Raw genomic sequence first — 15,175 nt, 5'->3', positions numbered from 1 at the left:
GTCTTGCGCGTCGGCGATTGGGGGATGTCGGGGCGGCGGATGGTGAGGCGCGGCCAGGGCCGATCTAGCGGCGATTGTTCGGGTAGCGTCTCGTCATGATTCCGCAACACTTGGCCCGGCTTGGATTTTTCCAAGATACCAACAGTTCCTGTGGATAAGTCTGTGCATAACTTTTAATCATGGGCCATCAGAGCGCGTGGTTGCTGGACGCGGAACAGATCGGTCGCATTTTGACCGCTTAAAAAAGTTTTTTACTGTCAACAAGTTGCGTAAGTCATTGACAAATTGGCTTGAGCCGATCGGGGCTGGGATCGTGGTTGTGGGCGGCGGGTGCGGCCTGTGAACAAATCGTCGGGACGGCGGACTTGCACCGGCTCTGGAAAAGACTCAGCATAGGGCGCAAGAGGACAAGACAGACCCTGGATCGACCGGGGCACGCGGCCCGCTCCGATCCAGGGTGTACCATCCAGCCACCATCGGACCCGAGAATAAAGCGCATGTCGCCAAGCGATCTCCAAGCCGTTCGCGATCACATCGCCTCACGCATCATCGGCCAGCAGGCGTTCATCGACAGCATGCTGGTCTGTCTGCTGAGCGATGGTCATCTGTTGGTTGAGGGTATGCCGGGGCTGGCCAAGACCACGGCGGTCAAGGCGCTGGCCGAGTCGATCGAGGGCGATTTCCACCGTATTCAGTTCACGCCGGATCTGTTGCCTTCGGATCTGATCGGCACCGACATCTATCGCCACGAGAAGGGCGAGTTCGAGTTTCGTCAGGGGCCGCTGTTCCACAATCTGCTGCTGGCCGATGAGGTCAACCGGGCGCCGGCCAAGGTGCAGTCGGCGTTGCTGGAGGCGATGGCCGAGCATCAGATCACGGTCGGTCAGAAGACCTATCCCCTGCCTCAGCTCTTCATGGTGCTCGCGACCCAGAATCCGGTCGAGCAGGAGGGCACCTATCATCTGCCCGAGGCGCAGCTCGATCGCTTTTTGATGCAGGCGGTCGTGACCTATCCGAGCCGTGACGAGGAGTTACGGATTCTGGAACTCGACGGTGAGCAGCAAAAACATAGTCCGGCGCCACCGATCAAGCGGTTGAGTCAGGCTGAGCTGTTTGCGATGCGGCGCGATGTGGCCGAGCTCTATCTCGATCCCAAGCTGCATCACTATATCGTCGATCTGGTGCAGGCGACGCGCAATCCGAAACTCTATGACCGGGATCTGGGGCGCTGGTGTCGTTTCGGGGCCTCGCCGCGCGCGAGTATTGCGTTGGCGCGTTGTGCGCGGGCGCGGGCCTGGATGGATGGTGAGAGTTTCGTGGCGCCGCATCATATCCAGTCGGTCGCGCCGGAGATTCTGCGTCATCGCATTCTGCTGACCTTCGAGGCCGAGGCTGAAGGGGTGACAACGGATGCGTTTATCAAACGGTTGTTGAGTTTGGTGGCGATTCCGTGAGGATTTGGATTAACCAACTTAGATACACTGCTAGTCGCGAATAAATCTGAGGGCAATATTACACTCTGAGAGGAAAATAAACCATGAAGATGAGCTTAGAAGAGCAAAATCGGCTAAACGAACTCATCGAAATTTGCAGAAAATATCGAGGAGAATATATTCCTGGCCATCACGGACCTGGAAGCTGGGCAACAACGTACTCAAATGAGTTTATCTCAGCAGCCGCCGAAATGTATTCAATATTTCACAATAAATACAATTCGGATCTTTTCCATTCTGATTATATAAACGAAATGTCCAAGCTATTCATCAAGTCCAGAATTAGGTCTTGCCGTGGATCAACAATGAGTGCAGAGCGCGTCGAGTACCTATATGAAACGCACCTAAAAGCAATCGTTAATAAATACCTTGGCTCATAGTGCGTTTTGAGGAGGCACCCCATGAACAGAAATTTTCTTCTCGCGCCCCCTATAAAATATTTCGTAACACATTGATTTATATAGCTTTTAAGAGAGTGGATTGAGGTCGTCAACTGGTACCTCCTCAAAACGCACTATGAGCCAATACCTTTAGCCGAGACCTTAAGGAAATGTTAAGTCCCCGGACGCACCTCCGGGGGAAAATTCTTGAGAGTCATCTACGTGCCTGATCCAGAACCAAACAGCGTCTTTATGAAAGAAAATACATTTCCTCCAGGCTGGGATTCAAAGCGTGTGAGCAAGGTTCTAGCACACTATGAGACCCAGACGGAAGACGACGCGCTTGCCGAAGACGAAGCTGCATTCGAAATAGATGGTCAAACAATGATAGAGGTTCCAACCGAGCTTGTTCCGGCAATAAGAAAGTTACTTGCAAGACACAAAGCAGCTTAACGGCTCACGAGCGCATACAGCCGACCGTAAAAGGCGCCGCTCATTCCTCGTTCTGCTTTTTGCGGCGGCTGATGCTTGTCGTTGCGATTCAAATAAGTAAGGGGTTCCCAGTGAAGGAAACCGTTTACGTTGAAACATCCGCCATAAGCTATTTAACTGCTCGACGGAGCAGCGATTTGCGTGCAATGGCAAATCAGAACACGACGGCAGAATGGTGGGAAACTCATAGGCTGAACTACAGCGTCTTCGTGTCTGATTTCGTGATATCGCTGGAACTGTACGCATATTGCGAATGCGCACACTCGGCCTAAGATTGAGAACACCTGCCGGACACTTGGCTACGAACCGCCAGTCATCTGCACGCCTCTTGAACTCATGGAGCCTTGACTATGTGGCAAGATCCCATTGTCGCAGAAACACGAGCCCTCAGAGATGAGTACGCTCGCCAGTTCAATTACGACATTAATGACATTTTTAAAGATTTGATGGTAAAGCAAGCCGCGCACCCTGAGCGCGTCGTCGCCTTCCCGCCACGTAAATTAACGGTTAGCGCTGTTGTGACCCAAAAAAGCGCTTCAGCCGACGCTCCCACCTCGCGCGACTGAGCGCAAGCGAGATGCTTGAAGCGGCCTAGATGACACAACAGACCAAACCACCGAAATGGATACTCTGGCTTTTCGCCGTCAGCCTGATCCTCTGGCCGACGCTGATGTACTGGCTCGCCAATGGCTATTCCGGTTGGTCGGATCTGAAAAGCGACCATGACGCCGGCTCAAGAGAACTGCGCCACTCCCAAGGCCCGACCAACGTAACCCTGGTCCAGTCCTCCGGGCGCAAATACGACTTCGCCTCGAATCAGTCAGGCCGCGCGAGCTACGCCAGAACCGATGTCGGCTTCGATGACGAAGGCTTCTGGGTCCGGGGACGTCATGGCGGCTGGACCGGAGGTCCGCGTGGCGCTATCTTCATCCCATGGACAGCCGTCGAACGCTGCGATGGACTGCGCATCCACCTCAGCAATCCAAACATGGCCTTGATCATTCACGATCAACCACTGCTCAATGCCTGTGAACGTCGGATTTCCAGATAGTGGATACATCAGGGATGGACCACGTTAATCGCGCGCTTGACCTCGCCACCAAAGTCGGCGTGTCCGGGGACTTGACACACCACTCAACCCAGGAGTTTCCAGCCATGCGCACGATTGACGTTTACCCGCGATTGCGGCTACTGGCGGCAACCCTGGCGTTGACCTTCATCATTTCAGGCGAGTCGCTCCAGGCACAGCCCGAATTCAAGGCGCTAGGCCAACCCGGCATGCCCAACCTGGGCCAGCAGGATCTGCCCAACCTGGGTCAGCAGATTACACCGCTCGCGCCCCGTGGTTCGCGATTCGTCCCGCTGAACCCTGAGCTGCCCGAGGATTCCGCCTGGCTGGCCGGACAGGCGGTCAGTACCGTCGTGAGCCCGGACCAAAAGACCCTGCTGGTTCTGACGAGCGGATACAACCGCGTCTATGACACCGACAGCCCGGCGCCCAATCCCGCCGAGTCGAATGAGTACGTCTTCATCTATGACATTTCGACAGCGACGCCGGTCAAGAAACAGGTCGTGCAGATCGCCAATACCTACAACGGGATTGTCTTCGATCCATCCGGCTGGGCCTTCTATGTCTCCGGCTGCATGGATGACAGGATCCAGATCATCACCCGCAGCGCCAGCGGAACCTGGGGTCAGCAGGACGGAAACTTCCTGGATTTAGGCCACGAAGGACGCGGGCTTGGTCTGAACATCGATCCAAACGGCGCCAAGCAGGTCAACCAAATGGTTGGCGTGGCGCCCTGTGCCGCCGGGGTGGCGATTTCAGGCGATGGACAGACGCTGGTGGTCGCCAATTACTATAACGACTCGATCACGGTGTTCAGCGGCGGCTATGGCAACTGGTCGAGCGGAACGGAACTCGACCTGCGTCCCGGCAAGAATGACTCCGCGCAGCGTGGCGTCGCAGGGGGCGAATATCCGTTCTGGGTAGCGGTGAAGGGGCGTGGAGCGAACACGACCGCCTATGTCTCCAGCCTGCGAGACCGCGAGATCGTCGTGGTGGATCTGAGCGGGGCACCGCAGATCATGGCGCGTATCCCGGTCAAGGGCCAGCCGAACAAGATGACGCTGAACGCGGCGCAGACGCGGCTCTATGTCGTCGAGGATCAGTCGGACACAATCGATGTCATCGACACCGCAAGCAACAGCCTCATCGCCACCATTCCACTCGTTCCCGTGTCGCTCCTGCCGCCATCGCTGGCGGAGGCGATAGACGCCGCCGAAGCGAATCCCGACCAGCAGACGCTCTATACCGGCGCCAATCCCAATAGCGTGGCGCTCTCGCCGGATGAAACACAGCTCTATGTGAGCAATGGCAATCTGAACTTCATCTCTGTGGTGAACCTGGATGAAGCCAGTGGCGGCGGCGAGGTGGTGGGGTTCATTCCGACCGGCTGGTATCCCAACTCGGTGAGCTTCGGTGCCGTTGGCCGCTCGCCGGATGGTCAGTCGCCGATGGTCTATGTGGTCAATGGCAAGTCGCCGACCGGCCCCAATCCGGGCTGGTGTTATGGCTCCGGTTCGCCGACCTATGACGGTTGCTGGGCGGCGAATGAGTACAACCCGCAGCTGACGAAGGCCGGTCTGCAGAGCTTCCCGCTCCCCGACCTGGAACAGCTCACGACACTGACGGCGCAGGTCGCCATCAACAACCGCTTTTCCAGCGAGGTCAGTGCCGAGGCGGCGGCCGTCATGGCCGCGGTGCGCGAAGGCGTCAAGCATGTGATCTACATCATCAAGGAAAATCGCACCTACGACCAGATTCTGGGCGATCTGGAAGTCGGCAACGGCGACCCCTTCCTGGCTCAGTTCGGCGAGGCGATCACGCCCAACCAGCATCAGCTGGCACGCACCTTCGTGACGCTCGACAACTTCTATGCCAGCTCCGAAACCAGCTATGACGGCTGGCCCTGGACGACCTCAGCGCGCGCGCCCGATGTGATCGAACGCCAATATCCGGTGGTCTATGCCGGGCGCGGACTCAGCCTGGAGAGCGAGGGTTTGAATCGCAATGTGAACGTCGCGCTTCCAACCGTTGCCCCAGGCCAGCCCGCCCATCTGCTTACACGTCAGCAGGCCAATCCACTGACACCGGACGATCCTGATCTCCTGGCGGGCCAAACCAGTGTGGCGGCGCCGGATGGACCGGACAATGAAGTCAATACCGGCTATCTGTGGGATGCTGCGCTGCGCGCGGGACTGACGGTCCGCAACTACGGCTTTTTCGTGGATGTCACCCGCTACAACTTTCCCCAGGACTCGGCCTACAGCCTGCCGCTGCTGAAAAACCCGGCGGCCACCCGCACGACCGTCGCCTATCCCTCCAGCGTTTCCCTGGCGCCCCATACCGACCCATACTTCCGCGGTTTCGACAACGCCTTTCCCGATTACTATCGCTACAAGGAGTGGGAGCGCGAATTCGATACGAAATACGCCCGAGGTGGTTTGCCGGCCCTGAGCCTGGTGCGCTTCATGCACAATCACACCGGCAACTTCGACACCGCGATCGATGGAGTGAACACGCCGGAACTCCAGGTGGCCGATAACGATTATGCCGTGGGGCTGCTGGTCGAGAAGATCGCCAACAGCCGCTACGCGAACGACACCCTGATCTTCATCATCGAAGACGACGCACAGGATGGCGCCGATCATGTCGATTCGCACCGCACGGTCGCCTTCGTCGCGGGCGCGTACGTCAAGCAGGGCGCGGTGGTGTCCTCGCAATACAACACCGTCGATTTTCTGCGCACCATTGAAGAGGTGCTCGGCCTGCCGCCGCTGAATCTCAACGATGCGCTCGCCATTCCGATGGCCGACATCTTCAACCCGACGCCGACGCCATGGAGCTTCAGGGCCAGGCCTTCGACCTATCTGTATGGGACGGATCTGCCGCTGCCTCCCCGACAGATGAGGCAGCCCGTTCCCCGCTCGACGCGCGACGCGGACTACTGGGCGCGGGCCACCAGAGGCATGGACTTCTCGGTCGAGGATCGCTTTGATTTCGCCACCTACAACCGCATTCTCTGGCGGGGTCTGATGGGCGACCGGCCCTATCCGGATGCGCCGACCGGCCTGGATCTGCGCGCGAACCGCGACGAACTCCTCGGGCGTTACCGTCAGTCCTTGAGAGGGCGCTGATCATCCACGATCAGCCTCCTGGGTAACACTCGATTCGGCGATCTGGCGCCTGAGACTGGAGTTTTGGAGCGCAACACAATAAGCGCCGAACCAACGCCGTGCAATCCAGTCCACCTCCTTACAAGGTTGCGCCCAACACCGCATGAGCCTCTACCCCAGACTCGACGATCTGCTGGAACTGCGCCATCAGGCCCATTCGCTAGGTCTGCCGTCGCATCATCTGGTCAACTCGGCCTTTGCCGGACTCTATGCCTCGGTGTTCCGGGGCGCGGGAGTCAACTTCGAGGAGGTGCGCGAGTATCGCGAAGGCGACGACATCCGCTACATGGACTGGAAGGTGACGGCCCGCACCAACGAGCCGCACCTGAAGATCTTCCGCGAGGAACGCGAACGCTCGGTGGTGCTCTGCGTCGACAAGGGACCGCACATGTACTTCGGCACGCGCGGCACCTTCAAGTCGGTGCAGGCGGCGCGCGCGGCGGCGCTGATCGGCTGGGCGGCGAGCCGGCTCAACGACCGCGTCGGCGGGTTGGTGTTCGGCGATCCTCTGACCGGTCTGCAACACTTCCGCCCCTCGCGTGGACGCCGCGCGCTGTGGCAGGTGCTGCGCACCCTGACCGAACCCGGCGCCGAGATGGACCCCTCGATCGACTGTCTGAGCGGCGCACTGCGGCGCGCCACCTCGGGCCTGCCGACCGGCTCGCTGGTGTTCGTGATCGCCGATCTCAATCGCGAGGTCGCGGGTCTGGAACAGGTGCTGGGTGATCTCTGTCAGCGCAACACCGTGGTGCTGATCCCGGTCGACGATCCGGCCGACTGGGAGATCCCGGCCATGGGCGTGGCGACCTTCACCGGCACCGACGGCGAGCTGGTCGAGATCGACACCGACGATCCCGAGGCCGCGCGCGTCTATCGGCGACTGTGGGAGGAACGGCGCGCACGGCTCCAGGCAATGGCGCATCAACTGCACATCCTGCTGCTGCCGGTGCGCACCGACGCCGAGATCCATCTCACCCTCATCCACAACCTCGAACAGCGTGCGCGCTCGCGGGCGGTCTGACATGGATACGGATACGCTCTTCACACCCATCGAACCGCCCTTACAGGCGTTGCGCGACATCCGCGACATCCCGCCGATCCCCTGGTGGCCGCCGGCGCCGGGCTGGTGGCTGCTGGCGCTAGCACTCGGCGCGCTCGGTTATGCGCTCTGGCGCTGGCGCGCTCCGCTCAGTCTGCGCGTACCCATTCCCGGCGTCACGCTCGGCACCTGGCGCTGGGACGCGGCCAAGGCGTTGCGCGATCTGAGCCGACGGGCGCGCACGGGTCAGGACGTCAAGACCCTGGCCGGCGAGCTGTCGGAGCTGTTGCGCCGCATCGCCATGGCCCGGCTCGGGCGCCCGGCCTGTGCCGGTCTGACCGGAACCGACTGGCTCGACTGGCTGGCGGCCCATGATCCGCATGGCTTTCCCTGGCACGAGCGCGGGCAAGTGCTGCTGGTGGCGCCCTATGCCCCGCCGGGCGCGGGAGCGGCAGACCTCCAGTCGCTGATCGAGGCGGCCGAGGGCTGGGTGAGTGCCGGGGATCCCAAGCGAGGTGCGCGCGATGTTTGAGTTCCAGTGGCCCTGGGCGGCCCTGCTGCTGCCGCTCCCCTGGCTCCTGCCCTACCTGTGGCCGGATCGGCGCACGCTGGCCGACGAGACGCTGGAAGGCCGGCGCCAGACGCTGCTCCATCCGCGCCTCGACGACTTGCGCACCGCCTTCAATGCCCAGCGCCCCAAGCGCCAGCTTGCCGGCTGGCTCTATCGCGCCCTGCTCCATCTGCTGTGGATCGCGCTGGTCGTGGCCCTGATGCACCCGCAATGGCTCACGCCCTATACCGAGGTCAGCACGCCGGGCTACGATCTCATGATTGCGGTCGATGCCTCACACTCGATGGAGGCGCTCGATTTCACCGTCGAAGGCCGTCAGGTCAACCGCATGGCGGTGGTCAAGGGCGTCATGGGGCGCTTTATCGATGAACGTCAGGGCGACCGGGTCGGGCTGATCCTGTTCGGCAGTCAGGCGTTCATCCTCTCGCCGCTCACGCTCGACCGCCATGCCGCACGCCAGTTGCTCGACGGCGTGGTGCCGAGCATCGCCGGACCGGCCACGGCCCTCGGCGATGCCATCGCGCTCGGCGTGAGCAAGCTGCGCGAGCGTCCCGAAGGCTCGCGGGTGATGATCGTGATCGCCGACGGCGACAACAACGCTGGCAGCTTCGCGCCCAAGGAGGCGGCGCGGCTGGCACGGATGACCGGAACGCGCATCTATGTCATCGGCGTCGGCAGCAAGCAGTCGAGCATCCCGATCCTGGAGGACGGCCGTGTGCGCTATCGCGATGACCTGACCATGGACGAGGCCAGGCTCCAGGAGATCGCCGACCTGACTGGCGGCGGCTATTTCCGCGCGACCGACACCCGCGCGCTGGAGGAGATCTCATCGCGCATCGGCCAGCTCGAAAAGACCGAGGCCGAAGCGCGCACCGCCTTCCTGCCCCGACCGCTCTACCGCTGGCCGTTGGGCGTGGCGCTGCTGGCCCTGCTCGGGCTGGGGCTGTTCCCCGAGGGTCGCAAACGCTTCGCGCGGAGGCTCGCCAGTGACTGACAAGGGTTTCCATTTCGACCAGCCACTGTGGTTCCTGGGGCTGCTGCTGATTTTGCCGGTGGCCCTCTGGCTGGCGCGCAGTGCCGCTCAGGCGGCGCGCGGCCCCATTCATCGCTATGCCGACGCCCATCTGCTACCGCATCTGACCGGGACGCGCGATCTGAGCGCGCCCGAGCGCTGGGGCCGGTTTCTGCGCTGGAGTCTGCTGTGGACGCTGCTGGTGACGGCGATGGCCGGGCCGCGCTGGGACTACACGGATCTGCGTCTGTTCCATCCTGGCAACAATCTGCTGGTGCTGCTCGATGTCTCGCGCTCGATGCTGGCCGAGGATGTGAGTCCAAACCGGCTCGGACGCGCGCGTCAGGAGTTGCAGGATCTGATCGTCCAGAACCGTCAGGTGCGTTTGGGGTTGATCGTGTTCGCGACTGTGCCGCATGTGCTGGCGCCGATCACCGAGGACACGACGAGCCTGCTCAATGCCCTGCCGGCGCTTTCGGCTGATCTGGCCAGTCCGGGGCTTCAGGGCAGCAGTCTGACCCGCGCCCTGATGCGTGCCGAGAGCCTGCTCGCTGGACTGCCCGAGGACAGCGCGCGCGCCGTGCTGCTGATCTCGGATGGGGATTTCGACGAGCCTGGATTGCGCGAGCAGGTCGCCACGCTCGCCGAACAGGGTGTGCGTCTGCATGTGCTGGGTGTCGGCACGCCGGGCGGTGCGACGGTGCCCGCGCCTCAGGGCGGCGTGATCGTCGATCCGAGTGATCCACAGCGCCAGCCGGTGCGCTCGGTGCTGAACGAAACGCTACTGGAGGGACTGGCCGAGACGGGTGGCGGGATCTATCGGCGCGCCGACTATCGCGACGGCGATACCCAGGCCATCCTGGAGGCAGCAACCGTCAGCCGTCTGCCGCCCGAAGCGAGCGATGCGCGCACCCGGATCTGGAACGAGCGGTATTGGCTGCTGGTGCTGCTGGTCGCGGCGCTGTTGCTGCCACAGTTCCGCGAACGCGCGCGACGACCGGCGCGGCGGCTGGCCGATCAGAAATCGGGAGAGCTGTCATGATGATGCGGGTATGCCGTCGCTGGGCACGGCTGCGCTCTGCCCATCCTACGCCAGTGTTGATGGCTCCCAAGCTCCAGCGACCAAACCGCCCAATGCGCGCGACTCCAACGGGATCTTGGATGGTCGTCTTGGTCCTCATCGCCCCGATGAGCGCTCAGGCGGACTGGTTCCGCACCGATGAGCAGCGGGCCTATGATGTCTATCGTTCAGGCGATTATGCGAGCGCGGCCGAGTCGTTCAGCGATCCCTACCGGCGTGGCGTGGCACGCTATCGCGAGGGCGAGTATCGACAGGCCGAGCAGGCTTTCAGCTTGGCCCAGGGCGGTTCGTTCGACGCAGCGGCTCGCTACAATCTGGGCAACGCCCGCTTCAAACTCGGCGACTATACCGGAGCGGCTGAAGCCTATGAGTCCGTGCTCGCGACCAATCCATCGCATGAGGATGCGGCCTATAACCTGTCTCTGACCCGCGCCATGCTCGCGCGACTGGAGCAGGAACAGTTCCGCGAACAGACCGAGGAGAAACCGGACGACGCGCCGGCGGATTCCAAATCGTCCAGCGATCAACGCGAGGACAGCCAGCCACAGGACTCCCAGCCGCGCGAATCCGCCTCGCAGGATTCACAGGACACGCAGGATCAAGCCTCCGAACAACAGCAGGACTCCAACCAGAAGCAAGCGTCCGAACAGCAAAGTCAGCAACAGCAGGACAGCGAACAACAGCCGTCCGGCGACGAGGACGAGCCGCAGGAATCGAGCGAATCCGGCGCTGGATCCGAGTCTGAGTCCAACCAAGAGCAGGGACAACAGGACACCGGCCAGCAAGGCGGGCCGCAATCACAGACCGGCGAGTCGGGCGGTGAGTCGTCCGAGACCAGTGCCGGGCGCGAGCAGGACAACACTCAGGGCGAAGGCGCCGACAGTCAGGATCAAACCGGCGAGCGCGGCGACCAGAGCCAGGAGACGACCGACGGCGGTGGCGAGCGTGGCGAAGACAGCGAACAGTCGCGCGGTGATCGCGACGAGGCGCGCGACCCGTCTGCAGGCGAACATCCGGACGAGCGCCAAACCGATCGCGATCAGGCCGGACGCGACCGCGACGCGACCGAGCAGGATGCGCGTGGCGCCGAGCGTGAGACCCGCCCCGAAGGCGAACGCGGCGACCAGTCGTCCGACCTCGAGCGCCGCAAGGACGGATCGGGCGCTGAGGGCGAGGAACGCGGCACGCGCGCGTCCGAGCAGACCGAACCCGGCCAGGACGAGGCTGGTGGCGGCGAGGAGCCGCGAGACGATCAGCCTGGCGGACAACAGGAGGGCGAGACCGGAACCGGCCGCTCGGATCGTGCGCCCGGTGAGGATGAACATGAGCGCGGCGGCGATACAGAGCGCACCGAACGCCGCGACGAGCGCTCCGGCGGTGGTGAGGACGCGCCGCCCGAGTCCAGCCGCCCCAGCCGCTCGGGTGGCCGCACCGAGCGCCTGGATGTGCGCCCGCCCGATTCGCTCGACGCCGGCCAAACCGAGGCTGTCGACCAGTTCGACCAGCTCGGCCTCCAGCCTGGCAGCGAGCGCGCGTCTGAGAACCGCGAGGGCCAGATGCCCGCGCTTGATGGACCCGGACTCATGGGCGGCCCCGGCATGGCGGTCATGGAGCAGCGGCTCCAACAAATCCAGGGCGATCCCAGCCTGTTGATGCGTAATCAGTTCCGAATCGAGGAGATGCGCCAGATGCCAGGCACGACCGGTCAGTGGCAGGAGACGCGCCCATGGTGAGGCCAAGCGAGATGTCCAGGCGACAGTCGATTCCGGCCATCGCGGCCCTGATCGTGGCGAGTGGTCCGCTCGCCGCCCAGCCTTATTACGGTCAACCCTACCCAGGTCCGCCGAGACAGCCGTATTACGCTCCACCCTATTACGGACAGCCCTACTACGGCCAGCCGCCGATGCAGAGCCAGCCTCCTGCGCCTGCACAGCCCCAGCCGGCTCAATCAGGCTCGACTCAATACCGTCCCATTCCGCCAAGCAATGCCCAGGGCGTAGCGCCGAGCTATCCGCCAGCCGCGCCCGCGCCCGCTCAGTCTCCCCAGGGCTATCCGGGCCAGGTACCCAACTGGCAACCCGGCTATCCAGCCCGTTACGCGCCCGGATCGGTTCAACCAACCACTACGCGCGCGCCGACGCTCGACTGGTCGCTGGAAGTCGCCGATCCCTACCTGCAACAGCCGGCCATTCTCACACTCGATGTCGTCAGCCGCGACAACCTGAGCCGCGTCAATCTGGAACTGCCAAGCACCAGCGACGTGCTGATGAAGACGCTCAAGGGACCGAGCACCGAGACCCGCGCCAATCGCGGCCAACAGGAGATCGTCAACCGCTTCGTGCTGACGGTGGTTCCACTGCGCACGGGCGATCTGGAACTGCCGCCGATCAAGGTCACGGGCACACTGGCCGGCCTGGGACTTGGCCAGCACTACGAGGTCAGCACCGAGCGCCCTATCCGCCTGCAGGTGCGCCCGCCCATGACCTCGGTGCGCCCCTGGCTACCGCTCAAATCGCTGACGCTCAAATCCAGCCTGGATCGCGAGGGCCGACTCGAACCGGGACAGCCCGTAACCCTGGCCCTGGAGATCGCTGCAGTCGGCGGAACCGCCGTGCAGCTCCCGAGCCTGGAGAACCAGTTGACCGGTCCGGACCTGCGGGTCTATCGCGAACAGACGCTTACCAGCACCGAACTCGCGCCGGACGGACGCCAACTGCTCGCGAGCCGCACCGAGTACTACACCCTGGTGCCGCAGACCGGCGGCCGCGTCACCCTGCCCGAGATGAGTCTTGCCTGGTGGAACGTCGATTTGGGTGTGCGCGAGGTCGCGCGGCTGCCGCTCAAGACGCTCGACGTGCGCGGCGGCGGACCCTTCGGCTTCTCGGCCGCGACCCTGGCGGCCTCGCCCTGGGCCAGACTTTGGATCCCGATCACGGGCGTGCTGCTGCTGATCGGCGGTTACTGGATAGGCGTCTTCTATCGAGGACGGGTGCTGGATCTCGGGCGCGACCTGCGGCGTCTGATCGGACGCGGTCTGAGCGGCAGCTATCGACTGACGGCCACCTGGATCGGGCCGCGTCTACGTCCGCTCGCGCCCTCGGCCCTGCTTGAACGGGCGCGCGAGACACTGTGGCGCATACAGCCCGCCAGTCAGCATGTCATCGCTCAGATCCGCCATGCCAATCGTGCCAGCCAGCCGAGCGACTGGTACCCACGCTTCGCGTCGGCACCGCGCGGTGATCGCGTACTCAAGGGCGAGAGCAACCAACCGGCGGTCATCGCCCATATCCGCGCGCATCGACCGGGTGCCGATCCAGTGGCACTCGCACGGCTCTTGAGCCAACTGGACGCGGCCATCTATGGCGGTGCGCCGCTCGACTTTCCGCGCTGGAAACGCGAACTCATGCGTCAGGCGCGTCGTGGGTCTGGAAACAAACCAGGTCGCGCGGACTCTGGTCGTATGCGCTGGGCGGCCTTGCCGGCGCTGAACCCGCGTCCAGTTTGAGTGTTGCGTGGCTTCCCTGTATTCCTCAAGACAGGCCGCGACCTGGCTGGCGCCGCTATGGAGCTGGAGCCAGCGTCTGGCCGCGTTCTGCGTCCTGGTGAGCCTGGTGCTGGTGCTCGGTCTGCGCTGGATCGATCCGCCGGCCTCGGCCTTCATGCTGCGTCATGCACTCAATGTGTGGCGCCTGGATCAGACGCCGCCCTACTATCAGCACGCCTGGATCGACTGGTCGCACATTCCGTCCAGCGTCAAGCTCGCCGCCATCGCCGGCGAGGATCAGCGCTTTCCGCGTCATCTTGGCTTCGATCTGATCGAGATCCGGCATGCCATCCGCGACTATCGTGCAGGCGGACGGCTGCGCGGGGCCAGCACCATCAGCCAGCAGACGGCCAAGAACCTCTTTCTCTGGCCCGGTTCGGGCTGGGAGCGCAAGCTGGTCGAGGGTTGGTTCACGCTCCTGATCGAGATCCTGTGGCCGAAGGAGCGCATCCTTGAGGTCTATCTCAACATCGCCCAGTTCAGCCCCGGCACCTATGGTCTCGAAGCCAGCAGCCAGCGCTATTTCGGTCACTCGGCCAGTGAATTGACGCGCCAGCAGGCCGCGCTCCTGATCGGCGTGCTGCCCGCGCCCGGCACCTATCGGCTCGACCGTCCATCCGCACGGCTCCAGCGTCGCGCCGACTGGATTCTGGATCAGAGCCGGCGGCTAGGTGGTGACGCCTATCTGCGTCGGCTCTAGCGTGAGGCCAGTTTCGCTCTGAGCTGAAGCACTGTGCGTTCATGACTCGCAATAGCGTTCGACGAGCGCCTCATGATGCGCGAGCTTGCTGTCGTTGTAGTCCTTCTCGTCGCGCGTGCGGTAGCTGCCCTTGACCTTCTGTCGCCATTTGGCGACCTCGCCCCGGTGGCGCGCGCATTTGGCCGAGTCGAAATCGGTATTGCGGTCTGACTTGGCCGCGGCCTTGAGCGCCCTGGACCGTGCCTGGGCCTCGCGCCGTGCCTGGAGATGAGCGCGTTCACGGGCTTCGCGCTCGGTGCGCAGACGCTCGGCCTGAGCGGCGACTGAATAGTCCAGGCTGGATGACGCGCGCTCACGCCCGTTCGGTCCTCGGGTGTCGACCTCGAGCCGTTGGCCTTCGGCCTGCGCGGCACACGCCGTCTGCTGATAGCTGAGGCTCCCGTCGGGCTGGCGGCATTTGTAGAGTTCGGCCCAGGCGGGACTCGCGCTCAGCGCGAGCAGGACGCTGATACTCAGTGACCGCCGCACCGAGCCGGTCGTGGTTGCCGTCATGATCCATCTCCTTTATGTGTCCAAGCCATAACCGTCTGACCCGGTCAATTCGGCCAAACGGCTGCGGAAGAC

At 63.1% G+C, this 15,175-nt stretch carries 13 protein-coding genes; 12 read left to right on the top strand and 1 reads right to left on the bottom strand.

The features are described 5' to 3' along the window. Positions 1-497 precede the first annotated feature (497 nt). From GJ668_RS00765 to mtgA, 12 genes are all read left to right on the top strand, one after another. On the top strand, positions 498-1,454 hold the full coding sequence (locus GJ668_RS00765) for an AAA family ATPase (protein WP_155448196.1): 957 nt from the start codon (positions 498-500) through the stop codon (positions 1,452-1,454). A gap of 641 nt (positions 1,455-2,095) precedes the next feature. Continuing rightward, positions 2,096-2,326 (top strand): hypothetical protein, encoded by a 231-nt coding sequence (locus tag GJ668_RS00760; RefSeq protein WP_222930734.1) that lies wholly within the window; start codon positions 2,096-2,098, stop codon positions 2,324-2,326. A 389-nt stretch (positions 2,327-2,715) separates the two neighbouring features. Beyond that, positions 2,716-2,931: a hypothetical protein gene (locus GJ668_RS00755; RefSeq protein ID WP_155448195.1), complete on the top strand. Its 216-nt coding sequence runs from the start codon at positions 2,716-2,718 to the stop codon at positions 2,929-2,931. 29 nt (positions 2,932-2,960) lie between these two features. Beyond that, positions 2,961-3,416 (top strand): hypothetical protein, encoded by a 456-nt coding sequence (locus GJ668_RS00750; RefSeq protein WP_155448194.1) that lies wholly within the window; start codon positions 2,961-2,963, stop codon positions 3,414-3,416. A gap of 104 nt (positions 3,417-3,520) precedes the next feature. Further along, entirely contained in the window at positions 3,521-6,565 is a 3,045-nt protein-coding gene (locus GJ668_RS00745; protein ID WP_222930733.1) for a hypothetical protein, read from the top strand. Between the two features lie 142 nt (positions 6,566-6,707). Next, on the top strand, positions 6,708-7,625 hold the full coding sequence (locus tag GJ668_RS00740) for a DUF58 domain-containing protein (RefSeq protein WP_155448193.1): 918 nt from the start codon (positions 6,708-6,710) through the stop codon (positions 7,623-7,625). A 1-nt stretch (position 7,626) separates the two neighbouring features. After that, on the top strand, positions 7,627-8,175 hold the full coding sequence (locus GJ668_RS00735; RefSeq protein ID WP_155448192.1) for a DUF4381 domain-containing protein: 549 nt from the start codon (positions 7,627-7,629) through the stop codon (positions 8,173-8,175). After that, positions 8,168-9,208 (top strand): VWA domain-containing protein, encoded by a 1,041-nt coding sequence (locus tag GJ668_RS00730; protein ID WP_155448191.1) that lies wholly within the window; start codon positions 8,168-8,170, stop codon positions 9,206-9,208. Before GJ668_RS00735 ends, GJ668_RS00730 begins: the two co-directional genes overlap by 8 nt. Next, positions 9,201-10,268 (top strand): VWA domain-containing protein, encoded by a 1,068-nt coding sequence (locus GJ668_RS00725; protein ID WP_186342806.1) that lies wholly within the window; start codon positions 9,201-9,203, stop codon positions 10,266-10,268. Before GJ668_RS00730 ends, GJ668_RS00725 begins: the two co-directional genes overlap by 8 nt. 119 nt (positions 10,269-10,387) lie before the next feature. Continuing rightward, complete coding sequence (locus GJ668_RS00720; RefSeq protein WP_186342805.1) at positions 10,388-12,040, top strand: tetratricopeptide repeat protein; 1,653 nt, start codon at positions 10,388-10,390, stop codon at positions 12,038-12,040. Positions 12,041-12,051: 11 nt separating this feature from the next. After that, positions 12,052-13,812: a hypothetical protein gene (locus GJ668_RS00715; protein ID WP_246194571.1), complete on the top strand. Its 1,761-nt coding sequence runs from the start codon at positions 12,052-12,054 to the stop codon at positions 13,810-13,812. A gap of 16 nt (positions 13,813-13,828) precedes the next feature. Then, entirely contained in the window at positions 13,829-14,551 is a 723-nt protein-coding gene (mtgA, locus tag GJ668_RS00710; RefSeq protein WP_425482462.1) for a monofunctional biosynthetic peptidoglycan transglycosylase, read from the top strand. Positions 14,552-14,590: 39 nt separating this feature from the next. Here the strand turns inward: mtgA and GJ668_RS00705 are convergent, their stop codons facing one another. Further along, positions 14,591-15,103, bottom strand: a complete 513-nt coding sequence (locus tag GJ668_RS00705) for a DUF4124 domain-containing protein (protein WP_155448188.1) — start codon at positions 15,101-15,103, stop codon at positions 14,591-14,593. Between the last annotated feature and the right edge of the window lie 72 nt (positions 15,104-15,175).

Source organism: Allochromatium palmeri (genome assembly GCF_009720725.1).
GTDB classification, from domain to species: domain Bacteria; phylum Pseudomonadota; class Gammaproteobacteria; order Chromatiales; family Chromatiaceae; genus Thermochromatium; species Thermochromatium palmeri.
The sequence above is the reverse complement of the archived record's forward strand: the minus strand, read 5'-3'. Positions and strand labels throughout refer to the sequence as shown.